Source organism: Microcella sp. (assembly GCF_019739195.1).
GTDB lineage: Bacteria > Actinomycetota > Actinomycetes > Actinomycetales > Microbacteriaceae > Microcella.
The window spans coordinates 909,070-934,167 of record NZ_JAHHDS010000003.1 but is presented as its reverse complement, the minus strand read 5'-3'; the positions used below and the strand labels follow the sequence as shown (position 1 = coordinate 934,167).

General features: G+C 68.9%; 25 protein-coding genes. 18 read left to right on the top strand and 7 right to left on the bottom strand.

The features are described from left to right. Positions 1-66 precede the first annotated feature (66 nt). Genes KL788_RS06265 through KL788_RS06250 form a run of 4 tightly spaced genes read left to right on the top strand, consistent with a single transcriptional unit; the run spans position 67 to position 7,533 of the window. Complete coding sequence (locus KL788_RS06265) at positions 67-3,177, top strand: ABC transporter permease (RefSeq protein WP_293169515.1); 3,111 nt, start codon at positions 67-69, stop codon at positions 3,175-3,177. Next, positions 3,174-5,948 carry an FtsX-like permease family protein gene (locus tag KL788_RS06260; protein WP_293169513.1) on the top strand — a complete coding sequence of 925 codons (2,775 nt, stop codon included), beginning with the start codon at positions 3,174-3,176 and terminating at the stop codon, positions 5,946-5,948. The genes KL788_RS06265 and KL788_RS06260 overlap by 4 nt, the downstream gene beginning before the upstream one ends. Continuing rightward, positions 5,945-6,841 carry an ABC transporter ATP-binding protein gene (locus tag KL788_RS06255; protein WP_293169511.1) on the top strand — a complete coding sequence of 299 codons (897 nt, stop codon included), beginning with the start codon at positions 5,945-5,947 and terminating at the stop codon, positions 6,839-6,841. The genes KL788_RS06260 and KL788_RS06255 overlap by 4 nt, the downstream gene beginning before the upstream one ends. Next, positions 6,838-7,533 carry an ABC transporter ATP-binding protein gene (locus KL788_RS06250; protein ID WP_293169509.1) on the top strand — a complete coding sequence of 232 codons (696 nt, stop codon included), beginning with the start codon at positions 6,838-6,840 and terminating at the stop codon, positions 7,531-7,533. The genes KL788_RS06255 and KL788_RS06250 overlap by 4 nt, the downstream gene beginning before the upstream one ends. Before the next feature lie 47 nt (positions 7,534-7,580). Here KL788_RS06250 and KL788_RS06245 read toward each other — a convergent pair whose 3' ends face one another. Next, positions 7,581-9,182, bottom strand: a complete 1,602-nt coding sequence (locus tag KL788_RS06245; RefSeq protein ID WP_293169505.1) for a peptide chain release factor 3 — start codon at positions 9,180-9,182, stop codon at positions 7,581-7,583. A gap of 148 nt (positions 9,183-9,330) precedes the next feature. Between KL788_RS06245 and KL788_RS06240 the strand changes: the two genes are divergently transcribed. From KL788_RS06240 to KL788_RS06230, 3 genes are all read left to right on the top strand, one after another. After that, entirely contained in the window at positions 9,331-9,519 is a 189-nt protein-coding gene (locus KL788_RS06240) for a hypothetical protein (protein WP_293169504.1), read from the top strand. A 65-nt stretch (positions 9,520-9,584) separates the two neighbouring features. Continuing rightward, on the top strand, positions 9,585-9,926 hold the full coding sequence (gene cmtR, locus KL788_RS06235; protein ID WP_293169503.1) for a Cd(II)/Pb(II)-sensing metalloregulatory transcriptional regulator CmtR: 342 nt from the start codon (positions 9,585-9,587) through the stop codon (positions 9,924-9,926). Continuing rightward, positions 9,923-10,621 (top strand): cation transporter, encoded by a 699-nt coding sequence (locus KL788_RS06230; protein WP_293169502.1) that lies wholly within the window; start codon positions 9,923-9,925, stop codon positions 10,619-10,621. The genes cmtR and KL788_RS06230 overlap by 4 nt, the downstream gene beginning before the upstream one ends. Positions 10,622-10,633: 12 nt before the next feature. Here the strand turns inward: KL788_RS06230 and KL788_RS06225 are convergent, their stop codons facing one another. Together KL788_RS06225 and KL788_RS06220 are read right to left on the bottom strand one after the other, a co-directional pair. Then, complete coding sequence (locus KL788_RS06225; protein ID WP_293169501.1) at positions 10,634-11,194, bottom strand: hypothetical protein; 561 nt, start codon at positions 11,192-11,194, stop codon at positions 10,634-10,636. Positions 11,195-11,204: 10 nt separating this feature from the next. Further along, positions 11,205-11,504 carry a Dabb family protein gene (locus KL788_RS06220; RefSeq protein WP_293169500.1) on the bottom strand — a complete coding sequence of 100 codons (300 nt, stop codon included), beginning with the start codon at positions 11,502-11,504 and terminating at the stop codon, positions 11,205-11,207. A gap of 51 nt (positions 11,505-11,555) precedes the next feature. Here KL788_RS06220 and KL788_RS06215 point away from each other — a divergent pair, with 51 nt between their 5' ends. From KL788_RS06215 to KL788_RS06205, 3 genes are all read left to right on the top strand, one after another. Beyond that, the gene (locus KL788_RS06215; protein ID WP_293169499.1) at positions 11,556-12,539 is read left to right on the top strand and encodes a DUF389 domain-containing protein; all 984 of its coding nucleotides are present in this window, start codon (positions 11,556-11,558) and stop codon (positions 12,537-12,539) included. Then, on the top strand, positions 12,532-13,254 hold the full coding sequence (locus KL788_RS06210; RefSeq protein ID WP_293169498.1) for an aspartate/glutamate racemase family protein: 723 nt from the start codon (positions 12,532-12,534) through the stop codon (positions 13,252-13,254). Before KL788_RS06215 ends, KL788_RS06210 begins: the two co-directional genes overlap by 8 nt. Positions 13,255-13,317: 63 nt before the next feature. Beyond that, positions 13,318-14,580 carry a cytochrome P450 gene (locus tag KL788_RS06205; protein WP_293169497.1) on the top strand — a complete coding sequence of 421 codons (1,263 nt, stop codon included), beginning with the start codon at positions 13,318-13,320 and terminating at the stop codon, positions 14,578-14,580. On the opposite strand, the gene KL788_RS06200 is transcribed toward KL788_RS06205, so the two are convergent. After that, on the bottom strand, positions 14,531-14,830 hold the full coding sequence (locus KL788_RS06200; RefSeq protein WP_293169496.1) for a hypothetical protein: 300 nt from the start codon (positions 14,828-14,830) through the stop codon (positions 14,531-14,533). The two genes, KL788_RS06205 and KL788_RS06200, sit on opposite strands and share 50 nt — an antisense overlap. A 119-nt stretch (positions 14,831-14,949) precedes the next feature. Between KL788_RS06200 and KL788_RS06195 the strand changes: the two genes are divergently transcribed. Beyond that, positions 14,950-16,245: a SufS family cysteine desulfurase gene (locus tag KL788_RS06195; RefSeq protein WP_293173213.1), complete on the top strand. Its 1,296-nt coding sequence runs from the start codon at positions 14,950-14,952 to the stop codon at positions 16,243-16,245. Further along, positions 16,242-16,700 carry a Fe-S cluster assembly sulfur transfer protein SufU gene (gene sufU / locus KL788_RS06190; RefSeq protein WP_293169495.1) on the top strand — a complete coding sequence of 153 codons (459 nt, stop codon included), beginning with the start codon at positions 16,242-16,244 and terminating at the stop codon, positions 16,698-16,700. Before KL788_RS06195 ends, sufU begins: the two co-directional genes overlap by 4 nt. Before the next feature lie 99 nt (positions 16,701-16,799). Here the strand turns inward: sufU and KL788_RS06185 are convergent, their stop codons facing one another. Both KL788_RS06185 and KL788_RS06180 read right to left on the bottom strand, forming a co-directional pair. Further along, positions 16,800-17,234 (bottom strand): nitroreductase family deazaflavin-dependent oxidoreductase, encoded by a 435-nt coding sequence (locus tag KL788_RS06185; protein WP_293169494.1) that lies wholly within the window; start codon positions 17,232-17,234, stop codon positions 16,800-16,802. A 9-nt stretch (positions 17,235-17,243) separates the two neighbouring features. Continuing rightward, the gene (locus KL788_RS06180; protein WP_293169493.1) at positions 17,244-17,873 is read right to left on the bottom strand and encodes a TetR/AcrR family transcriptional regulator; all 630 of its coding nucleotides are present in this window, start codon (positions 17,871-17,873) and stop codon (positions 17,244-17,246) included. A 72-nt stretch (positions 17,874-17,945) separates the two neighbouring features. On the opposite strand from KL788_RS06180, the gene KL788_RS06175 reads away from it, so the two are divergent. Together KL788_RS06175 and KL788_RS06170 are read left to right on the top strand one after the other, a co-directional pair. Further along, positions 17,946-18,761 (top strand): alpha/beta fold hydrolase, encoded by an 816-nt coding sequence (locus KL788_RS06175; protein ID WP_293169491.1) that lies wholly within the window; start codon positions 17,946-17,948, stop codon positions 18,759-18,761. Between the two features lie 125 nt (positions 18,762-18,886). Continuing rightward, entirely contained in the window at positions 18,887-19,207 is a 321-nt protein-coding gene (locus KL788_RS06170; RefSeq protein WP_293169490.1) for a hypothetical protein, read from the top strand. Positions 19,208-19,210: 3 nt separating this feature from the next. Here the strand turns inward: KL788_RS06170 and KL788_RS06165 are convergent, their stop codons facing one another. Further along, positions 19,211-21,127, bottom strand: a complete 1,917-nt coding sequence (locus tag KL788_RS06165) for a BglG family transcription antiterminator (protein WP_293169489.1) — start codon at positions 21,125-21,127, stop codon at positions 19,211-19,213. A gap of 169 nt (positions 21,128-21,296) precedes the next feature. On the opposite strand from KL788_RS06165, the gene KL788_RS06160 reads away from it, so the two are divergent. The 4 genes from KL788_RS06160 to KL788_RS06145 are packed head-to-tail and all read left to right on the top strand — an operon-like array spanning position 21,297 to position 25,071. Next, positions 21,297-21,632 carry a hypothetical protein gene (locus KL788_RS06160; RefSeq protein ID WP_293169487.1) on the top strand — a complete coding sequence of 112 codons (336 nt, stop codon included), beginning with the start codon at positions 21,297-21,299 and terminating at the stop codon, positions 21,630-21,632. Between the two features lie 13 nt (positions 21,633-21,645). Further along, positions 21,646-21,909, top strand: coding sequence for an HPr family phosphocarrier protein (locus tag KL788_RS06155; RefSeq protein WP_293169485.1), 264 nt, complete (start codon positions 21,646-21,648; stop codon positions 21,907-21,909). Further along, the gene (gene ptsP, locus KL788_RS06150; RefSeq protein WP_293169483.1) at positions 21,906-23,588 is read left to right on the top strand and encodes a phosphoenolpyruvate--protein phosphotransferase; all 1,683 of its coding nucleotides are present in this window, start codon (positions 21,906-21,908) and stop codon (positions 23,586-23,588) included. Before KL788_RS06155 ends, ptsP begins: the two co-directional genes overlap by 4 nt. Before the next feature lie 37 nt (positions 23,589-23,625). Further along, positions 23,626-25,071: a PTS mannitol transporter subunit IICB gene (locus KL788_RS06145; RefSeq protein WP_293169481.1), complete on the top strand. Its 1,446-nt coding sequence runs from the start codon at positions 23,626-23,628 to the stop codon at positions 25,069-25,071. The last annotated feature ends 27 nt before the right edge of the window (positions 25,072-25,098 follow it).

The window sequence follows — 25,098 nt, the reverse complement described above, 5'->3', positions numbered from 1 at the left end:
TTCTCGCCGCTGGTAGCGTCGACGGGTGAGCCCGCGCCCCAGACCGAGAACCCGGTGCGGGCGCGCATGATGCTCGTCAAGCGCGTGCGCAGTCGTGTGCGGCTCCTCGCGGCTGTCGCGCTCGTCGTCGCCCTCGCGGCGGCATTGACAGCGGGCCTGACTGCGCTGGCGCAGAGCACGGTCATCGACGGCGTAGCGGCCGCCGTCACCGAGGCGCGCGGTGGCGACGCTGTCGTGCGAGTGTCGATCCGCTGGGCGGGGCAGAGCGGTGGAAGCGTTGCGGATGCGGAGCGCGCCGCCGACGAGCAAGATGCGGCAGTGCGGGAGGCGCTTGCGAGCGTGATGCCCGAAGCGGCCCTCGAGGCGCAGCCGAGCATCCGGAGCGAACCCCTCGCAGTCGAGGGTCGTGACGCCTCACTCGTGCTCGTGAGCGATGAGCGCCTTCTCGACCGGGTCGAGATCGTCGAGGGCGTGTGGCCTTCGGGCATCGACGAGGCCGCCGTGCACAGCGCGGCCGCTGATGCGCTCGGCATCGGAATTGGTGATGACCTGCCGCTACCGGGGGCGGACGATCTATCGGTCAACGTCACCGTGACGGCGTTGTGGCTGCCGCTCGACGGTGGCGACCCGGCATGGGCCGGAGAACCGCTCGCCGAGCGCGGGGTCGATGGTCTTGCGGCCGGCCCGCTCGTGGTCGATGAGCAATTGTGGCGCACCCTCTCGACACGGCCGATTGCGCAATGGATCTCGGTGCTCGACCCCGCCGCTGCGACCCCAGCCGTGCTCGACGAGCTCGCGACCGGTCTGCCGGCACTGGGTCGAACGATCGACGACGACCCCCGCAGTCGGGGCTCAGGCGTCGTCGTCGACGGTGGGCTCGCCTCCACCGTTGCCGAGCTGCAGCGCGCCGCAGCCGGGGTCGCGGCGATTCTCCCTGTCGCGCTCGCGCTCGTCGTGCTCGCTGCCCTCACGACACTGCTGGAGCTACAGAGGCTGCTCAGCGCCGTGCGAAGCGACGAGACGACACTGATGCGGTCGCGCGGTGCGTCGGCGCGGCGCCTGACGGCCAACGCAGCCGTCGAGGCTCTCATCATTGCGCTGCCCTCCGCGATAGTCGGTGCGCTCGTGGGCGCGGCGCTCGCGCTCGGCGCACAGTTAGGCTCGCTCGAGCTGGTCGCCAGTGCGCCTGGGCCCCTCGTTGTGTCGACGATCGGCTGCGCGGTCATCATCACGATCGCGACCGTGCTGCTCGGCGCGGGCGTGGCGTCCCGTCGATCTCGCCTCGCCTTGCGCCGTGACACGCTCGCCGATTCAGGTCGGCAGACTCGGGTCGTGAGCGCCGCAGCACTGCTGCTCAGCCTGATCGCCGCCGGTGTAGCGGTGAGCCAGTTCGTGCTCTATCGCGGGCCAGTGGTGCCCACGGCAGACGGGGGAGCAGCAGTGGATCCCGTCGCCGCGCTTGCTCCTGTGCTCGTGCTCGTCGCCGGGGCGCTGCTCGCGGTCGTGCTCGTCGAACCGCTCGCACGACTCGTCTCACGCGTGGCCGCCCGCAGCGATCGCCTGGTGCCCGTGCTCATTGCTCGATCGGTTGCCCGGTCGACGGCGATCGTCACAACACCCGTGCTGCTCATCGGGCTCGCTGTCGGCGGCCTCGTCGTCGCCGCAGCTGTCGACACGACCACGAGATCATCCGAGCTCTCCGCTCGCGAGCTCGCACTCGGTGCGCCGCTCGTTGTGAGCGGCGGCGTGCTCGATGCCCCGGTGAGGGCCGACCTCGGTGCCGCGGGGGGAGTGGCCGACTTTGCCGGGGTCTCCTGGACGGGTGCCCCCGTCGCGATCGCTGAGCTCTTGCTCGCCGATGCGCCGGGCACTCTCGTCGCGATCGACGCGCGCGCGCTTCCGCAGATCGTCGCGACCGCCGGCGGAGCCGTCGAGCGTGACCGCCTCGCCGCCGCGATCGAGAGCCCACCGCTCCCGAGCGTTGATGTGCCGGCCACAGCGACGAGCCTTCGCCTCGATGGCGACGTCAGTGCGCGGGTATCCTTCTGGGTCGCAGACGTGCGGGGCGGCGTGCTCCGCGTCGCCTCCGACGATCAGGGCGTCGCCGAGCTGCCCGAGCTCGGTGGGCCCTGGCGGGTGCTCGCACTCGATGTCATCCCGAATGCGAGCGCACGCCAACTCGATGTCGTGCTCAACGGCATCGTCGTCGCGGAGGGCGATGCTGAACGCATCATCGACTTTTCGGAGCCATGGAACGCACGGCCCGGTGTGCTCCCCGGTTTCTCGGGCGAGGTGCTCGTCCGCGACGACGGCCGTAGCGGCTTCATCGCGAGCGTCGACCGGGTCGACCCGGGCGCCGTGCGTGTGACCCCCGACCCTGCCGAGTTGCAGCTGGGCGTGACCGCGGCCGCCGCCGATCGTTTCGGCGCTGTCGTCGGCGACAGCATCACGGTGGGCGTGGCCGGATCTGGGCGCGAGATCGAGGGAGCCATCGCCGACATCGTTCGCGCTGTGCCCGGCGCCGAGACGACCGCCGCCGTCGCGGTCGACCTGGCCGCCGCCGCCCAGTCGCAGCTCGCCGAATCGGCAAGCCCCCTGAGCATCACTGAGGTGTGGTTGACGCCCGCCGATGGTGCGGTGCTCGACCAAGCATCGCAACTGGCATCGGCGGCTGAGCTGCGCAGGCGTGCGCCGAGCGGGTCGTCGGTCGATGCGACGTCGGATGCTGCCGCCGGTGCCCTCGCAGAGGGCGCGCGCGTCGCACTCTGGACTGCGGCGTTCGGCGCGCTGCTGCTGGCTGTCGTCGCTGCTGCGATCGTCTCCCGCGCCATTGGCGGGGTGCGCGAGGTCGACGTCGTCGTCTTGCGAGCGATCGGAGTGGGCTCGCAGGTTCAGGCCCGTGCGCGAGGCGCGGAGTTCGTCGGGGTGCTCGTCGCAGCGACGATCGCCGGGCTCATCATCGGATCCGCGACGTCGGCGCTGCTCGTTGGCGACCTCGCTCGCGCACTGCTCGTCGATGCGCCTGCCGCTCTCGTGCTGACCGCAACCGTCGCGCCGGCGCTCGCTGCTGCGGGTGGCCTGCTGCTGCTGCTCGTGATCGTCGCCCTCGGATCAGGCGCCTCGAGCCATGCGGAGCATCAGGCTCGCGCGCTCTCGGCGCGGGAGGTGATGCGATGAGCGCAACTCGTCGCATCCTCGTCGGCCAGGTGCGTTCCGCCGGCACAACGCTCGTGCTGCTCGCGGCGCTCGTCGGCCTTGCTGCATCGCTTGCGGTTGCGGTGCCGCTCGCGCTCGCCGACGCAACCTCGCACGAGCTGCGTTCCGCCATCTCCGAACTGAGCGAGGAACGACGCGACCCGAGCGGTCTGATCAACGATCTCACCGTCGTCGACCTGCCGATCTTCAGCACCGCGCCGGCGACGAAAGAGTCGGCATACGGCAGCCTCTTCGATGCGCTCAGTGACGTTCGCGAGTCTCAGCCTGAGCCGTTGCGCTCCGCGCTCGGCGACGCAGAGGTTGTCATCATCGGCGACGCCGTGCCGGTTCGCGCCGAGAGCGCCGACGCCGATGCTCCGATCTTCGTCATCCGCTCGATCGTCGATCCTCTGCTTGACGAGCGCGTCCGCGTGGTCGAGGGGCGACTCGCCGAGCCATGGGTGCCGAGCGCTGTTCCGCTGCCGTCGGGGTCGTTGTTCGCGCCCGCACCGAACCCTGAGCCTCCGACTCCCGTCGAATTGGTGCTCACGATCGATGGCGCGGAGGCGCTGCGCTGGTCGATTGGGGAACGCCGCATCGACCCTGTTTCAGAGATCGATCTCGTGCTCGTCGGAATCGTCGACCCCATCGACGCCGACGCGGCGTACTGGCGCGGTATTCCTGGAGCCCCTCAGGCGGAACGCTTCGACGACGGCAACCAGCAGCCGCGCGAAACCGCCGCAGCCTTCGTGAATCCCCTGAGCGTGGGTGCGCCGACGGCGTTCGGGCCGATCTCAGTGTGGTACCCGCTCGATGTCACGCAGCTCGACGCCACCACGATCGACCGTTTTCTGCCTCAGTTGCGCTCCTTCCTCTCGACCGGTCTTGAGATTCCGCTCGCCTTCGAGGGCGCGACGCAGACGACCTCCGCCTCGCTGACCTCAGAGATTCCCGACGCCGCGGATGCCGTGCTCGATCGTGCCTCCGTCACGACTGCCGTTCTGGCTCTCCTGCTCTCCGGCCCCCTCGGAGCGCTCGCCGTCGTGCTGCTGCTCGCCACGCGGTCGACGATCGACCGCCGGCGGTCGGTGCTGGCGCTGCAGTTGGCCCGGGGCGCTTCGCGCGGTCGACTGCGGCTGGCGGTCGTGCGCGACGCGCTCGCTGTCACCATGCCCGCCGCACTCGTCGGAGCCGGCACGGGGGTAGCCCTCGCGCTTGCCGTCACCGGGCAGACCCCGTCCGCGGCGTTCGCGATCGTGCTGTCTCCGCCGGTGCCCGCCGTGCTCGTGCTCATCGCACTGCTGCCGGGTGCGATGCTCGCGGCTCTGTTGCCGCGCGCTGCCGATCTGCGCGAACGCCGTACCGATCTCGCGGCACCCGATCGACTGCGCACGCTCATCGAGCTCGTCTTCGTCGCTCTCGCTGCGCTCTCGGTTTGGCTCGTGCTGCAGCGCGGCATCGTCACTTCGGCCGCCGAAGTCGGCGTCGATCCGCTGCTCGTCGCCATGCCACTGCTGTTGGCACTGGCCACGAGCTCGCTGACCGTGCGCATGTACCCCGTCGTCGTTTCTGCAGGGCAGCGCGCCATGGCTCGGGTGGGGAGCGCGATCTCCGTCATCGGCGCTCGCCGCGCATCGCGGGACCGTGCCGCGGGCGTGCCCGTCGTCGTCGCGACGGTGATCGCGGCGTCGGTTGCCGTTTCATCGTTGTCACTGCTCGCCGTGCTCGACACCGGGCTCGACACCGCTGCGCGCGACCGACTCGGTGCTGCCGTGCGCGTCACCGGGCCTGCGGTGGGGCCAGACTTCGTCGCCGCGCTTCGCGCCCTGCCCGAGTCATCGGCAACCGGCGGCATCCAGATCGTGGGGCCCGTCGTGCTCGGCATCGAGGGCGTGCGCGAGAATGCGACCATCGTGACGATCGATGAGACCACCGCTCGATTGCGTGACGATGCTCCGGTCGACTGGCCGTCCGCGTCCGCGACCACGGAGGGCGCACCTGTTCCCGTGATGCTCAGCACCGATCTGTTGCCGGGCGTCGACGGGCTTCCGTCACCGGATGCTGCCATCTACGTTGACGGCGTGCCTGTCACCGTCGTCGCGACCGGCCGCAGGGCAACGGGATACGGTGCGCCGAGCTCGTGGGTGCTGGTCGGTGAAGCCGATGCAGCACGGTTCACGAGTAGCCCCGGCGTCAACGCCGTGCTCGTCGAGCCTTCGCCGGGGGTGAGCCCTGCGCAGCTCGCAGGAGCGATCACGGAAGTCGCTGACAGTGAGGCACGCGTGTCGATCGCGCAAGCAGAGGCGGCTGACGAGCGCGCCGTACCGCTGACGGCAGCCCTTCGCCTGAGCATGCTCGGCGCGGCGATGCTTGCGGCCGCCCTGGCGATCGTCACGCTCGTGATCGCCTCGACCGTCGGACGGCCTCGACGCCAGCGCGTGCAGTCGCTGGCCCTCGTGCTCGGCGTGCCGCGCTCATCGTCGCTCGTCGCGTGGGAGCTCGCGCCCCCCTCGATTCTCGGCACGATCGTCGGCGGCCTCGTCGGCGTCGCGCTCGTGCCGCTCGCCACGGCGGCCATCGATCTTCGATTCGTGACGGGCGCCGCCGACCCAGTCGAGGCATCCGTCGACATCGCTCTCGTCGTGGGCGTCGTCGGCGCTCTCCTTCTCGGAATCGTCGCGGTCATCGCCCTCGCGACGGCGCTCGACCGACGGCCTCCCCTCATCACGGCCCTGCGAACGGAGTCACCATGACCGAACCGCACATTCTCTGCACTGATCTGGTGCGCATCTTCATCGCGCAAGGCGTTGAGGTGCAGGCCCTGCAGGGCCTCAGTCTGCGCGTCGAGGCCGGTGAGCTCACTGCCGTCGTCGGCGCGAGCGGGTCAGGCAAGTCGACTCTGCTGACGATCCTGTCGGGGTTGGATGCTCCGACCGCGGGTGGGGCGAGAGTGGCCGGCCATGATCTGCTCACCATGAGTGAGCGAGAGCGCGTGCTGTATCGCCGGCACACCGTGGGCTTCATCTGGCAGCAGACGAGTCGCAACCTGGTGCCCTATCTGAGCGCAGCCGACAACGTCGAGCTGGTGCTGTCGATCGGGGGTCGGCCGCGCCGCGAGCGGGCTGCGCGCACGTCGCAGCTGCTCGAACTCGTCGGCGTCGCCGCGCTCGCCGACCGACTGCCCGTCGAGTTGTCGGGCGGGCAGCAGCAGCGTGTCGCGATGGCGGTGGCGCTCGCCAACGCGCCAGCGGTGCTGCTTGCCGATGAGCCGACGGGCGAGCTCGACGAAGCCAGCACGGCCGATGTGCTCGAGGCGATGCGCGCCGTGAACAGCGAACTGGGGGTGACGACGCTCATCGTCACCCATGACGCGAGCGTGTCGCAGCACGTGCGGCGCACCGTGCAGATTCGTGACGGGCGAACCGCGACCGAGACACTGCGGCGCGAAGCCGACGACACGGGTGCCCTGCATGCGGAGGAGTTCGCAGTGCTCGACAAGGTCGGCCGGCTGCAGCTGCCCCAAGACTACGTCGACGCCCTCGGACTCACGGAGCGCGTTCGCCTGACGCTGCAGCCCGAGCACGTCGAGGTGCGGCGCGGTGTCGACCCCCCGGCGCCGACGTCGACTGACGAGGAGGCATCATGACGGCCGTGCTGCGCACCGAGGGCCTGACCCGTGTCTTCGGCACGGGTGACCGGGCCGTGACGGCCCTCGACAGCGTCGACCTGAGTCTTGACGAAGGCGAGCTCGTGGTGCTGCGGGGCCCTTCCGGTTCGGGAAAGACGACGCTGCTCACGCTGCTCGGTGGGCTCGATGCTCCGACCGCCGGAAGAGTGGTCATCGACGGCACCGCGCTCGACTCGCTCAGTGAACGAGAAGCCGCCGACGTGCGCGCCCGCCACATCGGCTACGTCTTTCAGAGCTTCGGGCTCATCCCCGTGCTCTCGGCGGCAGAGAACGTCGAGATTCCCCTGCGCGTGCTGCGCACCCCCGCTGTCGAGCGGGACTCTCGGGTGGTCGACCTGCTCGATCGCGTCGGGCTCGGTGCACACAGCGAGCAGCGGCCCTATGAGCTTTCTGGAGGTCAGCAGCAGCGGGTGGGGATCGCGCGCGCACTCGCGAACAGGCCGCGGATCCTGCTCGCCGACGAGCCCACCGGACAACTCGACAGCGGCACGGGCGCAGCGATGATGAAGCTCATTGTGTCGGTCGTGCGCACCGAGGGGGTGGCGGCGCTGGTCTCGACTCACGATCCTGCCGTGGCCGCACTCGCCGACCGCATGCTGGAGCTTCATGATGGTCGGCTCACGCGCCGCGGGCGGCACGCTGCGCAGTAGCAGTTCGGCGTGCCGACGCCTGGTCGCGACGCCGTCGCACTGGGCTTCTAGGCGGCTCGACCGACGAGCGGCTCGCCCGTCACGGTGAGCAGCGTGAGCTCGGGGTTCGTCGTCGCGATCGAGCGGGCGCGCCACGGGGTCGAGACGAGGGCGAGTACGACACCGTCGCCACGGCGCGCGATCTCGCACTCGCGCTGTCGGTCGAGCGCTGGTGCCGACGCTTCGTCGGTGAGGTAGACCATTTCGTAGTTCAAGGGTTCGAGAATGACGCGGCACGAGAACTCGAGCTCCATGCGCTGGGCGAAGACCTCGAACTGCAGGGGGCCGACAGCGCCGAGTACCGGATGCTGTTCCCCGCGTCGCTCTGACCGCAGCACCTGCAGCACGCCCTCTTGCTCGAGCGACTCGACACCCTTGCGAAACTGCTTGTACTTCGAGAGGTCGGCGGCTCGCACGACGCTGAAGTGCTCGGGTACAAAGCGCGGCAGCTCAGGAAACTGCACGGCGTTGCCCAGATAGACCGTGTCGCCTGGGCGCAGCATGGTCGCGTTGACGAGCCCGACGACGTCGCCCGGCCAGGCTTCTTCGACCGTCGCGCGCTCGCTGCCGAAGAGCTGCTGAGCGTACTTCGTCGTGACAGTGCGGCCCGAGCGGGCGTTGGTCACGGTCATGCCGCGTTCGAAGCGGCCCGAGCACACCCGCAAGAACGCGATGCGGTCGCGGTGCGCCGAGTCGAGGCCGGCCTGCACCTTGAAGACATAGCCCGAGAAATCGTCGTCGACGGCACGAGCCGTCTCGTCGACCGCGCGGCGCGCCACGGCACCGGGAGCCTCGGCCGCGACGAGGTCGAGCAACATGTGAATACCGATGTTGTGCACGGCGGCGCCAAAAACCAGGGGTGTGGTCTCGCGAGCCAGAAAGCGCGCGGTGTCGTGCACGTGGTTGTCGAGGGCGAGCAGTTCGACTTCTTCGCGCGCCGTGTGCCAGGCGGCGCCGTGCTCGTCTGCGGCGCGATCGGGCTCGAGCTCGGTCCAGTGCGACACCGTCGCGCCGCCGCTCGAGCGCTCGAACCGCTGCATCGTGCCGCTCTCGACGTCGAGCAGCCCCTCGAAGTAGCCGGCGTCGCCCACGGGCCACGTGATGGGCGTCGGCAGCAGGCCGGTGCGCTCGCGAATCTCGTCGACGAGCTCGAGCGCTTCCTTGCCCGGGCGATCCCACTTGTTGACCATTGTGATGATGGGCACGTTCCAGCGTCGGCACACCTCGAAGAGCTTCATGGTCTGGGCCTCGAGGCCCTTGGCGGCATCGATGAGCATGATCGCCGCATCCACCGCCGACAGCACGCGGTAGGTGTCTTCAGAGAAGTCGGAGTGGCCCGGGGTGTCGACGAGGTTGATGACGACGTCGCGATAGTCGAATTGGATGGATGCGCTACTGATCGAGATGCCGCGCTGCTGCTCGATCTGCATGAAGTCAGAGACAGTGGTCGAGCGCCCGCGCTTGCCGTGCACAGCGCCGGCCGTGCCGATCGCCTGGGCGTGCAGCAGCAGGGCCTCGGTCAGCGTCGACTTGCCGGCGTCGGGGTGCGAGATGACGGCGATGGTGCGGCGACGCGACGCTTCGTGAGCGACGTCGAGCGGTTCGCTCATCGTTTCCTCCGGCTGTGTCGACTCGTGCGCAAACCTTGATTCTACGGGGCCCAACCGTTTGCTTCTCCCGCGCGGGCTTGCGTTCCACGCGACCCGCGGCAGGCGTACGCTGTGCGATGACCACGCACGACGACCTCAGGAGGCTCTCATGGCAGGCAAGGCAGTGCAGCAGGCGGCTCCGCTCGGGTTCTTCGGCCTGCTCGCCTACATCGGCGCGGCGATCTACTTCATCGGCCAGAGCGACGGCAGCTTCTGGGGAGTCATTGTGGGCCTGCTGCAGGCGATCGTCTGGCCCGCCTACGCGGTCTATGGCGGCTTGAGCGCGCTCGCCGTCTGACCGTTCTGCCGAGCCGACAGTACGAGCGGCTCCACACAGTACACGCCAGCGTGTACTGTGAAGCCATGACCGACACGATGCAGCTTGACGCGATCCTGCGCATCGGTCGAGCCCTGGCCGACCCGACCCGGTCGCGCATTCTGTTGCGCCTGCTCGACGGCAGCGCCTACCCGGCTGACCTTGTCGACCACCTCGACATCAGCAAGCAGAGCGCGTCGAACCACCTGGCCTGCCTGCGCGACTGCGGCATCGTCGTGGCCGAGCCCGAAGGCCGTCGCATGCGCTACGAGATCGCCGACGCGCGACTCGCGCACGCCCTGCGTGACCTACTAGGTGTGGTGCTCGCCGTCGACGACTCTGCCGAGTGCGTGCCGACCGCGATCGACGATTGCTGCGAGCCGGCATGACCGCCCTCAGTACCCGCGAAGGTTCGGCGGCCAACCCCGAGCGCACGGCGCTACTTCGTCGCCGCGTTCGCCTGCTCGTCGCGTTTACGATCGGCTACAACCTCATCGAGGGCATCATCGCGCTCGTCGCCGGCGCTGCCGCCGACTCGGCGGCGCTCATCGCCTTCGGGCTCGACTCAGGCGTCGAAGTGCTCTCGGCCGCGGCGGTCGCCTGGCAGTTCTCGCGGTTTGACCCCGAACGGTACGAGAAGCCGACGCTGCGCGTCATCGCGTTCGCCTTCTTCGCCCTCGCTGCTTACACGATCATCAGCTCGACCCTGTCGCTCATAGGGTCAGCAGACCCCCAGCCCAGCGCGGTCGGCATCGCGCTCGCGAGCATCAGCGTTGTCGTCATGCCGGCCGTGTCGATCATCCAGCGCCGCACGGGGCGCGCCCTCGGCTCGGCCACTGTCGTCGCCGACTCGAAGCAGACCCTCATCTGCTCGTTGCTGTCAGGCGCGGTGCTGCTCGGCCTCGTCGCTAACGCCCTGTTCGGGTGGGGCTGGGCCGATGCCGTGGCCGCGCTCGTCATCGGAGCGTTCGCGATTCGCGAAGGTGTCGAGGCCTGGAATGGCGACACCTGCGCCAGGCCCATCGGCGAGCTGATAGAGTCGCGCGGTGAACCGGGCGACGCGGGCACAGACGACTGCTGTTGAGCCTGGCCGCGCTCAGTGCGCGAAGAGCACTTTGAGCACCACGACGATGGCGCTCAGCAAAGCCAGCGCCAGGCCGCCTGAGAGCGTGCGCCAGGTCGGCTGACGGCCGCTCATCCGCTCGACGATGAACCCAATGAGGGCCAGTCGCCCAACCACCCACACCGCGGCGATCAACTGCGCGAGTTGCGTCGGAACGATGTCAAAGGTGGCAATGAAGAGGATCGCTGCGGGCACGACGCCCGACACGAGAATCGGCAGGGCATCGCGAATCTCGTGGGCCATGTGCGGCCGGTGCTCTCCGCGCCTGCGCCCGAGCTGCTGGCCCACGTCGTGGGCCAGAATGTGCGCGCTGTAGGTCGTGAGTGCTGTCACCGTGACGAGCAGAGCAGCCTCGCCGCCGACGATCGACTTGCCGGTGGCGATGACAATGGCCGTGAGCACCAGGATGTTGCCGTAGACGTAGGCCGCGAGGCGCACGCGTAGCCGTTCGATGCTGAGCTGCTCGCCCGGCCGCGCGATCATCCACGCGGGCATGCGGGGCGTCGACACCGTCGCTGGCTCGTCGGCAGACACTGCACGACCTCTAGAGCGAGTAGTCGACCACGGCGCGGTCGCTGATGACGCTCGCGATGAAGGCCGCGGCTTCCTTGTGCGCGGGGTGCACCTGGTAGGCCTCGAGGGCCGCGTTGTCGTCGTGCTCTGAGACGAGAGCGACATCCCAGTGGCCGTCGACGAGACCGAGATCGCGGTCGACCCGAATGCTCTGGATGCCCGCAATCTGCGTCTCAAGGGCTTCGAGCCGCTCGGCGATGCCGTGAGCGTCGTCGCGGCGCTGCGCCTCGTCATCGGCGGCGAGTCTGAAGAGCACGATGTGGCGAATCATGCCTTCACTCTAGAGGGCGCGCGACGGCCCGCCGAGGGCTAGATTCAGCGCATGGAGTCACGCTTCGCCACGCCGACACAGATGCGCGAGTCGGTGTTCTTCGACGGCGCCGAGGCACCCGCCCGGTACAGCCGGTTCTGGATGCTGCTCGTGCTCTCGGCGATCATCGCGTCGGCAGGAGTCGTGGCCGACTCGACGGCCGCTGTGATTGGCGCGATGATCGTCGCGCCCTTGCTCGGGCCCATTCAGGGCACCATGCTCGCGACGGTGCTCGGCGACCGTCGCAACCTCGTGCGCTCACTGCTGCTGGTCGTGGCCGGGGCCGCTGTGGCGATCGCGATCGGCTTCGTCATCGGGCTACTCGTCGCCGGCGACGTCGTGGCGGCGACGAACTCGCAGGTTGCCGGTCGCGTGAGTCCTCGGCTCATCGACCTGCTCGCCGCCCTCGGCACAGGGGTCGTCGGCTCGGTCGCACTCGTGCGGCGCGACATCTCTGACACTCTGCCCGGCGTGGCCATCGCCATCTCGCTCGTGCCGCCGCTCACGGTGGTGGGCCTCACGCTCGAATCGGGTGCCGTCGGCGAAGCACTCGGTGCTCTGCTGCTGTTCGTCACGAACGTCGTCGCGATCATCGCCACGGGCATCGTCGTGATGTCGATTTACGGCGTCAACAAGCTCGCCGCCATCGGCGCGACCGAGGGCACGCACCGCGCGAGCCTACGCAAACCCGTTGCCCTGCTCGCCGTCATGCTGGTCATCATCGGTCTGCCCCTGACGCTCACGAGCGTGCAGATCGGCTCGAAGGCGATCATCGAGGCCGCTGTGCACCAAGAAGTCGACGCGTGGCTCGCCAACACCGAGTGGAGGCTGGAAGGCATCGATTTCACGGGCACCGAAGTCACCGTGACAGCAGAGGGCCCGTTGCCGTTGCCCGACACCAACGACCTCGAGGCGCTGCTCGTCGCGCGCGGAGTCGACGCCGATCTGGTCACTGTCGTGCTCATTCCCGTCTACGAGGTTGAGCTCGGTGGCTGAGCTGCGTCAGCGCCGCATCGGCCTGCTCGGCGGCATGAGCTGGCAGAGCTCGGCGCTCTACTATTCGCTGCTCAACGAGCTCGTCGCCGAGCGGCTCGGCGGCGTGCACTCGGCCGACCTCGTGATGGTCTCGGTCGACTTCGCCGACATCGAGCGGCTGCAGTCGGCGGGGGAGTGGGAGCGCGCCGGTGAGCTTCTCGCCCGCGAGGCGCAGGCTCTTGAGGCGGCGGGCGCTGAAGCGATCGTGCTCTGCACCAACACCATGCACCTGGTCGTGCCGGCGATGGAGGCCGCGGTGAGCATCCCGCTGATTCATCTGGGCGATGTGACGGCGCGTGCGGTGCGCGATGAGGGTCTCGATCGGGTCGGGATGCTCGGAACCCGCTTCACCATGCAGCAGCCCTTCATGCGAGAGCGCATAGCGTCGCACGGCCTCGAGGTGCTGGTGCCCGACGACGACGATCAGGCCGTCGTGCACCGCGTGATCTACGACGAGCTCGTGCTGGGTGAGGTCTCTGATGTCTCGCGGGCGCAGTACCTCGCGATTATCGAGCGGCTTGTCGCCCGCGGCTCGCAGGGCATCGTGCTCGGCTGCACCGAGATCGAGCTGCTGGTCGAGCAGCAGCACGTCGCGGTGCCGCTGTTCCCGACAACGCGGCTGCACGCCGAGGCTGCCGTCGACTGGATGCTCGCGCCGTCTCGCCCCTCCGAATAGGTCGCGAGGGCGCTTTCGTCAACCCCCTGCAAGGCTGGCGACGGCGACGTTATCGTGCCCTGCATGACCATGTCGCAGACTTTCGGAGACAGCACGATTTCGTTCTTGGCCGAGGGCTACCGTTTCGGCCAGAGACGTTTCGATCGCCTAGGGGTTGACGCGTTTCGCACTCGCGTTGCGCTCAGACCTGCGACTGTTTTGAGGGGGCCGAGCGCTGCACGGTTCTTCTACAGCGACGACAACTTCACACGAGCCGGGGCGATGCCGCCGACGACGAAGCGCCTGCTGCAAGACGAGGGCAGTGTGCAGTCTCTCGACGAGCACGAGCACCGCCACCGCAAGAGCCTGTTCTTGCCGTTGACAGACCCCGCAACGGTCGAGACCGCGCGAGCGATCTTGCGCGAGGAGTGGCGTCGCGCTGCGGTGCAGTGGTCAGATCAGGCAGAAGTCATGCTGATGGACGAACTGCCCGTGGTGTTCACGCGGGTTGCCTGCCGATGGGCCGGTGTCGAGGTGTCTCCCGAGCGCCTTGAGCCCCTCGCGGCCGAGTTGAACAGCATGATTCACTACGCGGGCGCAGCGGGGCCGGCCATGTGGGCTTCACTGGCGCGACGACGTGTGACTGAGGAATGGGCGGCCGCGCTGATAGCGGACGTACGGCGAGGGGTCGTCACGCCGCCGCCGGAGTCGATGCTCGAGCGCATTGCCGACTTCGTCGACGCCGACGGTCAGCGACTCGACCTCGACGTCGCTGCCGTCGAGCTCATCAACGTGCTTCGTCCGACGGTCGCCGTAGCGCGATTCGTCGTGTGGGCCGCGTGGGCACTCGCTCATGCACCGCAGTGGCGACCGCGCGTGGTGGCGAGCGACGAGGTCAGTCGCGCCGTCGCTCAAGAAGTCCGGCGGTTCGCTCCGTTCTTTCCCGCGGTCGCCGGTCGCGCGTCACGCACCCTGGAGTGGCAGAGCCACACGTTCGAGGAGGGGGCGTGGGTGCTGCTCGACATCTTCGCCACGAACCGCGACCCGTCAGTGTGGGCGCGACCCGATTCTTTCGACCCGGGCCGCTTCATGGGTGACGAACCCGACCCGAACGCGCTCGTCCCCCAGGGTGCTGGAGACGTTGCGGAAGGGCATCGGTGCCCCGGAGAAGACGCGACGGTCGCCCTGCTCGACGAGGCGATTCAATTGCTTGAGCGCGACACCGACTACACGGTGCCCGAGCAACATCTCGGGGTGCGCATGAGTCGTTTGCCGGCGCAGCCGCGCAGCGGCATGGTCATCCGCGACGTGACGACCGTCGACGTCGGTGCGAGATCCCTCTCATGAGCAGGTAAGCGCCCACGCCGGCGCAGAGGGCAGAGCTGACGACGATCACGGTGTTCCAGATCGCAAACCCCCCGGCCTCGTCGCTCGGGCTGGGTCGACCGAAGAAGAAGACGATTCCCGCGAGGCCGACCGCCAGCAGGATGCCGCCGAGGACCGTGTGGCTCGTGCCTGTGTCGGGGTCGGGCGCGACCGACTCGTCGGCCGCCGACAGCTCGCCATCGCGATTGCTGGGGTTGGTGTTCTCGTTCATGCATTGATGCAACGCGAGCAACGCGCTGGTTGTCGACCCCTTGACCGCGCGGGGCGCATCGTGCCAGGCAGACGCGTCGCCGTGGCACGGCCTACCCTGGAGGGGTGACCGCCGCGCCCATGACCGATGCCGAGATCGCGCGTCTCCGCGCGCGTTTCCCGATCTTGGCGCGCGAGGTCAATGGGCACCCGCTGAACTACCTCGACTCGGCCGCGACCGCGCAGAAGCCCGACGTCGTGATCGCGGCCGAAAGTGCCTTCTATCGCGAGTCGAACGCGGCCGTGCATCGCGGAGCCCACACGCTCGCGGGCGAGGCGACGGAGCTCTACGAGGATGCCCGCCAGACCGTCGCAGGCTTCCTCGGCGTCGACGAGAACGAGGTCGTGTTCACGAGCCACGCGACCGAGGCGCTCAACCTCGTCGCCTACGCCCTGGGCAATGCCAGCATCGGCCGCGGAGCAGGGAGCGCGGCCCCCGAGTTCGCGCTCGGCCCGGGCGACGAGATCGTCGTCACCGAGCTCGAGCACCACGCCAACTTGATTCCGTGGCAAGAGCTCGCGGCGCGCACCGGGGCGACTCTGCGATTCATTCCCGTTCGTGTCAGCGAGGGCCTCGACGTCGGCGCGCTCGACCTCGAAGCGGCCGCGCACATCATCGGCGAGCGCACGCGCGTGCTCGCGATCACTCACGTGTCGAACGTCACGGGGGCGGTGACACCGCTCGACGTGCTCGTGCCCCTGGCCCGTGCGGCCGGGGCGCTCACCGTGCTCGACGCCTGCCAGTCGGCACCGCACTTGCCCCTGCGGCCGCGTGAGCTCGACGTCGACATCGCCGTTTTCAGCGGCCACAAGCTCTACGGCCCTACGGGCATCGGCGTGCTGTACGGACGCGCTGACCTTCTGGATGCACTGCCTCCCTTCCTCTACGGCGGCTCGATGATCACGACGGTCACGATGGAAAAGGCCGAGTATCTGCCCTCGCCGCAGCGCTTCGAACCCGGCACACCGCGCATCGCGCAGGCGGTCGGGCTCGCGGCGGCCATCCGCTTCGTGCAAGAGATCGGCATGGAGCGCATCGCCGCGACCGAGCACGTGCTCGGTCAGCGACTGCTCGCTGGCCTCGCGACCGTGCCCGGCATCCGCGTGCTCGGCGCGAGCGCTGAGCGCGTCGCGCTCGCGAGCATCGTCGTCGACGGCGTGCACGCGCACGACGCCGGGCAGGTGCTCGACGAGGTCGGCATTGCGGCGCGCGTCGGCCACCACTGCGCGCAGCCGCTGCACCGGCGCTTCGGCGTCACGGCGAGCCTGCGCCTCAGCGCCGGGGTGCACACGACCGCGGCTGAGCTCGATCGGGCGATCGAGGCTGTCGCGAGCATCCGCCCGTTCTTCGGTCTCAGTGAGGGGGAGCAGCCGTGAGCGGACTCGAGCAGCTCTATCAGCAGATCATCCTCGACCACTCGAAGCACCCGCACGGCGTCGGGCTCGAGGTGGGCGAGGAGACAAGCCACCAACGCAACCCGGTGTGCGGCGACGAGATCACGCTCGCCTTGCGGTGGGATGCCGCCGGTGAGCGCATCGAGTCGGTCGCCTGGGAGGGCGCGGGATGCTCGATCTCGCAGGCGAGCGCCTCGCTGCTGGCCACCCTCGCTCAGGAGTCGGTCGATGAGGGCGCCTCGTGGACCACGGCGGAACTGACGGCGCTCATCGACGAGTTTCGCGAGGCACTGCGCTCGCGCGGGGCGATTCCGCTCGACGAAGAGCGCTTCGGCGACGCTGCCGCCCTCAGCGGAGTCTCGAAGTTCGTTGCGCGCGTCAAGTGCGCGATGCTCGCGTGGGTCGCGGCCGAAGACCTGCTGCAGCGTCGCCCCTAGGCGCGCCCACCGCGCGCACCCACCCCCAGATCTGGGGCAAAGTGGCGCTTACGAGCGAGGGTTTCGTCGATATGGGGTTAATCTGGGGCCGACGCGCAGCTAGATCGGGTCGAGCACCCAGACCGGAATCTGGCGGGCGGTCTTCTGCTGGTACTGCTCGTAGTCGGGCCAGACCGCGCACGCCCGAGCCCACCAGATCGCACGCTCGTCGCCCTCGACGAGCCGCGCGCGGTAGTCGCGCTTCGAGGCCATGTCGTGCAACTCGCACAGCGACTCGGCCAGCAGGTTGTGGTGCCACACGGGGTTCTCGGGCGCTCCGCCCTTCGACGCGATGACGGCGTACGAGCCCTCGTGCTCGACGCGCATGAGCGCGGTCTTGCGCAGCTTGCCCGTCTTGGCACCGAGAGTCGTGAGCACGATGATCTTTCGGCCGCGCAAGTCATTGCCCTCGGCGCCGTTCGTGCGCTCGTAGAGCTCGGCCTGCTCACGGGCCCAGGCAGATGTGCTCGGTGCGTACTCTCCGGTCAGCGGCATGAGTCGAGGCTAGCGTGTGGGTGCAGCGGCCAGCAGGGCGCCCACCACGCGGTCGAGCTGCGCATCGAGGTCGCCCCAGACGAAGCCGCGCTGGCTCGACCGCAGGGTCACGATGCCGTGCATGGCCACCCACAGGTCGGTCGCCACGGCCAGGGCGTCGGCGCGGTCGCCGAGCGCGATCGACACCGGATCGAGCAGCGCCGCGAACACCTCTTCGCCCGGCGAGCCCTCGAAGGTGAAGCCCAGGTGGTCGGCGTCGGGCCCGAACAGGGCCGCATAGACGCCCGGATACTCGAGGCCGTACGCGACGTAGGCCCCCGTTCGCGCACGCACGATCGCGATCGCGGCGATCGTCTCGTCGTCGGCCGAGCCGGAGGGCCGCGCGTCCTGCAGCGCTTGCGCGAGCCCGCCGAACCGCCGGGCAACGACAGCGCTGAGCAGCTGCTCCTTCGTCGAGAAGTGCGCGTAGATGGCCGGGGCGGTGATGCCGACTTCGCGCGCGATGGCGCGCAAGCTCAGGCGAGCGGCCGAGCCGGCGTCGGCGAGCAGGGCGTCGGCGGCGTCGACGATGTCGTCGCGCAGGCGCCCGCCCTCTCCGGGGCGATTGCGAGCGCGCGGAGCGGGGGTCGCAGAACTCATGCTTGACACTCTAGTAAACAACTGTTTATATATCTCGTGTTTACAACCGTTTACTCACCACGAGAGGTCGTCATGTCATCCGTCACCGCACGAGAGCACCGCATCCCCACCGACGTCGGTGAACTGGCCGTGCTCGAGCTCGGTCACCCCGACGCCCCGGTTCTCGTGCTGCGGCACGGCATCTTCCTCGACCGCGAACTGTGGCGCCCGATCGGCGAGCGGTACGCGTCCACTCACAGGGTCGTGCTCATCGACGCCCCGGGGCACGGCGCGAGCGGCGACCCCGGCCGCGAGTACTCGGTGCAGGATGATGCTCGCGCAAGCATCCAGATCATGAATGCCCTCGGTATAGAGCGGGCGACCCTGATCGGCCACTCGTGGGGTGGAATGTCGTCGCTGCGGGTCGCGCTCGACCACCCCGATCGCGTCGTGGCGCTCGGGCTCGTCAACACCCCGCTCGCGCCGCGCACGGCCGCCGAGCGTCGCCGCTACCGCACCCTCGTCGCCCTGCTCATGGCGATCGGAGCACCGCGCTGGTACGGCCGGCAGATCGTCGCCGCCCTGTTCGACCCGGCCGCGCGCGGTAGCGAGATCGCCCTGCGCATGATCGAGCAGGTGCGAACGGCCAATCGTCGCGTCCTCGCGCGGGCCATGCGGGCCGTGCTCGTGAACCCCGACGACGTGAGCGACCGGTTGGGCGAGCTTCGCATTCCCCTGCTCGCCGTCGCCGGGCGCGACGACTACGTGCTCGATGCGGCCGCAGCGGCGATGCTCGCCGAGAGGGTGCCGCAGGCGCGCATCGAGCACGTTCCGGGAGACCACGTCACTCCGGTCGAGCAGCCTTCGGCGCTCGCAGCCCTGCTCGATGAGCTCGTCGCCCGACGCTGATCAGAGACGCGCTTGGCGTGTCGCGGCCCGGCGGCGTAGTGTCGGCGCTCGAACGTACGTTCGACTGATCCCCATCAGCTGAGCGCCGGGCCGGAGTGCGCGCGACCTGTGAAGGCGAGACTGCCGTGCCGGCCCCTGCTCACCGTACTTTCCCCTCCGACGACCCCGATCCGCTCGCGATGCTGTGGGCAGACGAGCAGGGGCGCCCGCTGCGCCTCGTCTGGGCGGGCACCCGATGGCGAGTCTCCGATCACCCGACCGTCATCACCGAGCCGGTTTCGTGGTGGCGTCGTCTCGATGTGGATGCTCGAGCCCTCGAGCTCGCCCCTCGCAGCTGCACCGGCTGGCGGTTTCAGGCCACGGCCGACGACGGGCGCAGCTGCGTGTTCGACGTGCGCGACGAGGGCGACCCGGCGCGCTGGTTCGTCGTGAAGGTCTACGAGTAGCCGTCAGCCGCGCTCGATGAGCTGCGCGAGCTGCTCGATGAAAGCGGCGAAGTCGGAGGAGTCGCGCACGAGCTCGGCGACGTCACGACGACTCGCGAAGACCTCGATGAACTGATCGAACAGCGGTTGGAATCGTGCTCGGCCTTCCGCCGAGAAGGCGATGAAGGCGATGACTGAGACGCGGGCATCCCCCCACGCGATCGGCGCCGGCGAGAGGGCAATGGCGATCGCGGTGCGTTCGGCGGTGAGCCCCATGGCGTGGGGCACGGCAAGGGTCTCGGTGAAGGCTGTCGACGACATGCGCTCGCGCTCGAGTGCGGCGGCGACGTAGGCCTCGTCGATGACGTCGGCGTCGACGAGAGCGGCGCCGAGCCCGCGGATGATCGACTCGGGGTCGTCGCCGGGCGGCGCAGTGAAGAACAATCGCTCATCGAAGTACTCGAGTAGCTCATCAGTGATGCGCGCGCGCCGCCGTTGACGTCGCACCCGCGAAGCCGCGGCGCGGATCGCGTCGATGTCGTCATCGGTGAGGAACGGTTGCACGACGACGACTCCGTCGCGCGCCGAGGTCGTCGGAATCGTCGAGATGACGAGATCGCTCGTGAGCTCACGCGGGTCGACGTCGGTGCGGGTCACCACGAACTCAACGCTCACTTCGCCGCCGAGCTCGCGCTCGATGCGCGTGCGCAGAATCGTGTGCAGGTCGTAGTAGCTCGGGCACACGATCGTGCACGAGACGCGCTCTTCGCGGCGCGACACCCGCTCGAGGTGCGAGCCGAGGTGGAGGGCGATGTACGAGATCTCATCGTCGTCGACCGTGATGCCGCGCTCTCTCTGCACGATCGACGCGATGTAGACAGCGATGTCGAAGATGAGCGGGTACGAGCTCTTGATCGAGCGTGTGAGGGGGTTGCGGGTGTGCGCGTTCTCGCGCGCCCGCGCCACGAGGTTGCCGAGGTGGATCGCGAGTCGCGTGATGAACGCCTCGTCGCGGAAGTCGACGACATATTCCTCAAGCACGAGGTCGACAATGCGCCGTACCGTCGCGACGTCGTCCTCGTCGACGACCGTCTCACCCGCCGGGCCGTTGCCGGGCGCGATGACGCGCGTGATGAGCAGTCGGGCCAGGTAGTCGGTGTCGGCGAGAGTGAGAGCGACCTCGAAGTGCTCGGTCGTGAGCCGCTCGAGAATCTGCACGATCGGCAGGTGCCGCTCGGGCACCGTCGTCGTCGCTGCGTCAGGCAGGTGCTGGTCACGGCGGGCGCGGTCGACGGCGATGGCCACATGCAGAATCACCGCGTCGATGCCGTACTCGTTGATGAAGAAGCCGGCCCCGTCGAGCGCCTCGATGAGCTCGGTCTTGAAAGCCCCGAGACCGGCGAGCGCGAACTCGCTCTCGATCGCATCGAGGTCGAGCATTCCCTGCGTGCTCTCGCTCTGCACGAGGCTGCTGAGCAACCGCCGGCGTGCACCCTCGCTGCCCGTGAGTCGCACGACGCTGCCGCGCCGCTCTAGCGAGGCGCTCGCACCCTCGACGAGAGCCTTGACCTTGCGCAGATCAGCCTCGATCGTCGACTCGCTCACGAAGAGGCTGTCAGCGAGCTCGTGCACGTCGATGCCGAGCTGCGACTCGGTGAGCCGCCGCACCAAGTGGTGCACGCGGTCTTGCGGAGTCTCGGCCGAACCGCCGCTGCGCTCGCGGCTCTCGTCGAGAAAGTCGGCGTACTGCTCGCGATTCAGGCGATAGCCCGCCGTCGAGGCGGCGACGATGGCGCGGGGATGCGCGGCCGACTTCGCGGCCGCGACGTAGCTGCGCACCGAGCGCGTCGTCACCCCGAGCTGCTCGGCGAGCTCGGTCGCCGTGACCCAGTCGTCTGCCTGGAACAGCAGTTCGAGCATCCGCCCGTATTTGTCGGCCATGGTGCTTGTCACTGTAGACGAGGGCGCGACACACCCGACTTTCCGCAGGGTCGGAAGCAGGTCTAGTGGAACGCGGTCGGGCGCTCGCGCAGAGTGGTCATCACCACCGTTCCGCCCGCACGCCCCGTGGCTCGCCCACGACTCCGCAGTTGACCGCAAGGAGGCGATCATGACCCGCACCGTCGCGATCGTCTGCGCTGCCGGAGTCGCGAGCACCTTTCTCGCCAGGGCCCTGCGTGAGCAGCTCGCGCAGCACGAGCTCGACTGGAGCGTCGAGCCGCTCGCCGTTGATCAACTGCCCTCGCGCGCAGCCGAGCTGTCGATCGTGCTGGTCGGCCACCACCTCGCCGCTCACTTCGTCGCCGTGCGCGATGGCCTCGCCGAGACCGGCGTGCCGGCCCACCTGCTCGACTCTGACGACCACGCAAGCGCCGCCCGTCAGGCTCTGGCACTGCTGCTCGCCCACGATTCCCGCTCGACTGTTTCTTCGCCGCTCGACTCGTAGAAAGAAGCTCCTCATGGCTGAACGCACTCTCACCGTCGCATCGGCGCACGGCCTGCACGCCCGCCCCGCCGCTCTCTTCGTGAAGGCGGTCACCGACTCGGGGTGCACGGTCGAACTGCAGAAGGGCGAGCGCACGATTAATGCCGCGAGCATTCTGGGCGTCGTCTCGCTCGGCATCGAGCACGGCGACGAGGTCTTGCTGCGCGTCGACGGCGAGAACGCCGACACCGTGCTCGACTCACTCGCGGCCTTCCTCGAGAAAGACCACGACGCATGAGCGGTACTGGCACTCGAGGCTCGGTGATCCGCGGCGTCGGCATCGGCCGGGCGACCACGGTCGGACCCGTGCTGCGCATGCCTGAGCCCGTGGCCGACCCTGTCGACACCCCGAGCGAGCTCGAGCCTGCCGCCGAGTTCGCTCGGGCATCCGCTTCGCTCGCCGCGACGGCCGCGCAATTGCGCGAGCGGGGCGAGAAAGCGGGCGGCACCGCGGCCGAGGTGCTGGATGCTCTCGCGATGATGGCCGAAGACCCAGCCCTCGCGGCAGACGTGCAGCACCGCACCGACGATGGCTCCACGGCCGAGTTCGCCGTGCACGCCGCGATGGCGACCTTTCGCGACATGCTCTTAGGGCTGGGGGGCTACCTCGGCGAGCGCGCTGGCGATCTCGACGATGTGGCGCGTCGCGCGATCGCCCACCTGCAGGGGCTGCCCGCACCGGGCGTGCCCGACTCGCCGACACCGTTCGTGCTTGTCGCGCGCGACTTGGCCCCGGCCGACACCGCGACGCTCGACCTCGACCTCGTGCTCGCTCTCGTGACGACCGACGGGGGCCCGACGTCGCACACGGCGATTCTCGCCCGCGAGAAGGGCATCACGGCCGTCGTCGGTGCTGCCGAGGCGAGCACGCTGCGCGACGGCGACACCGTGCTCGTCGACGCCGAGAACGGCACTGTCGAGCGTGACCCCGCGCAAGAGCGCATCGACCTCGCGCTGCAGCGCACCCAGACGCTCGAGGCGATTCGCGCTCAGAGTTCGGGCCCCGGCCGCCTCGCCGACGGCCACGCCTTGCCGTTGCTCGCCAACATTGGCTCGGTCGATTCGGCTCGTGAAGCGGCTGCTCGCGGCGCCGAAGGCGTCGGCCTCTTCCGCACCGAGGTGCTCTTTCTCGGCGCCGAGAAGGCCCCGAGCGTCGACGAGCAGGCGGCCACTTATCGCGAGGTGTTCAGCCACTTCGCCGGCCAGAAGGTCGTCGTGCGCGTTCTCGACGCCGGTGCGGACAAGCCCCTCGCGTTTCTCACCGACTCGGGTGAGGAGAACCCGGCGCTCGGCCGTCGCGGGCTCCGAGCGCTCGCGGCGCACGAAGAGGTGCTGCGCGACCAGCTCACAGCGCTCGCGCAGGCGACGGCTGACTCCGAGGCCCTGGTGCAGGTCATGGCGCCCATGGTGTCGACGCCTGCAGAAGCGCAGTACTTCTGCGACCTTGCGCACGAGCTCGGCATCGAGGTCGCGGGCGTCATGGTCGAGGTGCCCTCGTGCGCCATCCTCGCCGACCACGTCGCGCCGCGCGTCGACTTCATGAGCATCGGCACCAATGACCTCACGCAGTACGTCTTCGCTGCCGACCGCCTGCTGGGCACGGTCGCGAACCTGCAGAACCCGTGGCACCCCGCGGTGCTGCGACTCATCGAGCAGGTCGGCACCGCCGGCCGCGAGCACGACGTGCCGGTCGGCATCTGCGGCGAGGCCGCGGCCGACCCGCTGCTGGCCGTCGTGCTCGTGGGCCTCGGCGCCACGAGTCTCTCGATGTCATCCTCCGCGATCGCCGACGTGCGGGCCGAACTGGCCCTGCACTCCCTCGACGACGCCCGCAGACTCGCCGCACTCGCCGTGTCGGCCGAGAGCGCCGAAGCCGCCCGCCAGGCGGTGCTCGACGCACCCACCACCCATCCCTAACCAACAGCATCACCCCTCACAACAAGGAGCGACACCCATGACGACGACGTCAGCACCTCGCACGAGCGCGAGGGTCCGGGTCCAACGATTCGGAACCTTCCTCAGCGGGATGATCATGCCCAACATCGCGGCCTTCATCGCGTGGGGCTTCATCACCGCCTTCTTCATTCCGACCGGCTGGACCCCGAACGCGACCCTCGAAGCCCTCGTCGGCCCGATGATCGTGTACTTGCTGCCGCTGCTCATTGCCAACACCGCGGGCCGCATGGTCTACGGCACGCGCGGTGGCGTGGTGGCCTCGATCGCGACCATGGGCGTCATCGTCGGTACAACGATCCCGATGTTCCTCGGCGCCATGATCGTGGGTCCGCTCGCGGCCTGGCTCATGAAGAAGGTCGACAACCTCTGGGCCGGCAAGATTCGCGCCGGCTTCGAGATGCTCGTCGACAACTTCTCGGCCGGAATCCTCGGCTTCGGTCTCGCGCTCGGTGCCTTCTTCGGCATCGCGCCCGTCGTCACCGTGCTGAGCGACGCGCTCGGTGCCGGTGCGAAGTTCCTCACCGAGACCGGACTTCTGCCGCTCGCGAGCCTCGTCATCGAGCCCGGCAAGGTGCTCTTCTTGAACAACGCCATCAACCAGGGCGTGCTGACCCCGTTGGGCATTCAAGAGGCCGCCGACACCGGCAAGTCGATCCTCTTCCTGCTCGAGGCCAACCCCGGCCCCGGCCTCGGCCTGCTGCTCGCCTTCACCTTCTTCGGTGTCGGCATTGCTCGCGCCACCGCACCGGGCGCCATCATCATCCACTTCCTCGGTGGCATTCACGAGATCTACTTCCCGTACGTTCTCATGAAGCCGCTGCTCATCGTCGCGATGATCGCCGGTGGCATGACGGGCATCACGACGAACCTGATCTTCGAGTCGGGTCTGCGCGCTCCGGCGTCACCGGGCAGCATCTTCGCCATCCTCATTCAGACGGCGAGCGACAGCTACGTGGGCGTCATCCTCTCGGTCATCCTGTCGGCAGCCGCGTCCTTCCTGGTCGCCGCGGTCATCCTGCGGGCGAGCCGCAAGCGCGACCTCGAGGCCCTCGAGTCGGGTGCGGATGGCTTCACCAACGCGGTGTCGCAGAACGCCACGCTCAAGGGTGGCGAGAGCCGCGTGGGCGACCTGCTCGGCACGACGTCGACGGCTACGAAGATCTCAACCGTGGTCTTCGCCTGCGACGCCGGCATGGGTTCGAGCGCCATGGGAGCCACCGTGCTGCGCAAGATGCTCAAAGATGCGGGAGTCGAGGGTGTGACGGTCACGAACAAGGCCATCACGAACCTCGACGAGACGGCAGACTTGGTGATCACCCACCAAGACCTGACGGCTCGGGCGCAGAGTCAAGCGCCGCACGCAGAGCACGTCTCGGTCGAGAACTTCATGAACAGCCCGCAGTACGGCATGGTCGTGGAGCACATCAAGGCTCAGCAGAGCTGATCGAGTTCGAGTAGCGAAAGGCCAGGG

What these genes read in the sequence shown, in the direction of transcription:
- KL788_RS06265 (WP_293169515.1), top strand. Translation starts at nt 67, where the DNA reads ATGATGCTCGTCAAGCGCGTGCGCAGTCGTGTGCGGCTCCTCGCGGCT.
- KL788_RS06260 (WP_293169513.1), top strand. Translation starts at nt 3,174, where the DNA reads ATGAGCGCAACTCGTCGCATCCTCGTCGGCCAGGTGCGTTCCGCCGGC.
- KL788_RS06255 (WP_293169511.1), top strand. Translation starts at nt 5,945, where the DNA reads ATGACCGAACCGCACATTCTCTGCACTGATCTGGTGCGCATCTTCATC.
- KL788_RS06250 (WP_293169509.1), top strand. Translation starts at nt 6,838, where the DNA reads ATGACGGCCGTGCTGCGCACCGAGGGCCTGACCCGTGTCTTCGGCACG.
- KL788_RS06245 (WP_293169505.1), bottom strand. Translation starts at nt 9,182, where the DNA reads ATGAGCGAACCGCTCGACGTCGCTCACGAAGCGTCGCGTCGCCGCACC.
- KL788_RS06240 (WP_293169504.1), top strand. Translation starts at nt 9,331, where the DNA reads ATGGCAGGCAAGGCAGTGCAGCAGGCGGCTCCGCTCGGGTTCTTCGGC.
- cmtR (WP_293169503.1), top strand. Translation starts at nt 9,585, where the DNA reads ATGACCGACACGATGCAGCTTGACGCGATCCTGCGCATCGGTCGAGCC.
- KL788_RS06230 (WP_293169502.1), top strand. Translation starts at nt 9,923, where the DNA reads ATGACCGCCCTCAGTACCCGCGAAGGTTCGGCGGCCAACCCCGAGCGC.
- KL788_RS06220 (WP_293169500.1), bottom strand. Translation starts at nt 11,504, where the DNA reads ATGATTCGCCACATCGTGCTCTTCAGACTCGCCGCCGATGACGAGGCG.
- KL788_RS06215 (WP_293169499.1), top strand. Translation starts at nt 11,556, where the DNA reads ATGGAGTCACGCTTCGCCACGCCGACACAGATGCGCGAGTCGGTGTTC.
- KL788_RS06205 (WP_293169497.1), top strand. Translation starts at nt 13,318, where the DNA reads ATGACCATGTCGCAGACTTTCGGAGACAGCACGATTTCGTTCTTGGCC.
- KL788_RS06200 (WP_293169496.1), bottom strand. Translation starts at nt 14,830, where the DNA reads ATGAACGAGAACACCAACCCCAGCAATCGCGATGGCGAGCTGTCGGCG.
- KL788_RS06195 (WP_293173213.1), top strand. Translation starts at nt 14,950, where the DNA reads ATGACCGATGCCGAGATCGCGCGTCTCCGCGCGCGTTTCCCGATCTTG.
- KL788_RS06185 (WP_293169494.1), bottom strand. Translation starts at nt 17,234, where the DNA reads ATGCCGCTGACCGGAGAGTACGCACCGAGCACATCTGCCTGGGCCCGT.
- KL788_RS06180 (WP_293169493.1), bottom strand. Translation starts at nt 17,873, where the DNA reads ATGAGTTCTGCGACCCCCGCTCCGCGCGCTCGCAATCGCCCCGGAGAG.
- KL788_RS06175 (WP_293169491.1), top strand. Translation starts at nt 17,946, where the DNA reads ATGTCATCCGTCACCGCACGAGAGCACCGCATCCCCACCGACGTCGGT.
- KL788_RS06165 (WP_293169489.1), bottom strand. Translation starts at nt 21,127, where the DNA reads ATGGCCGACAAATACGGGCGGATGCTCGAACTGCTGTTCCAGGCAGAC.
- KL788_RS06160 (WP_293169487.1), top strand. Translation starts at nt 21,297, where the DNA reads ATGACCCGCACCGTCGCGATCGTCTGCGCTGCCGGAGTCGCGAGCACC.
- KL788_RS06155 (WP_293169485.1), top strand. Translation starts at nt 21,646, where the DNA reads ATGGCTGAACGCACTCTCACCGTCGCATCGGCGCACGGCCTGCACGCC.
- ptsP (WP_293169483.1), top strand. Translation starts at nt 21,906, where the DNA reads ATGAGCGGTACTGGCACTCGAGGCTCGGTGATCCGCGGCGTCGGCATC.
- KL788_RS06145 (WP_293169481.1), top strand. Translation starts at nt 23,626, where the DNA reads ATGACGACGACGTCAGCACCTCGCACGAGCGCGAGGGTCCGGGTCCAA.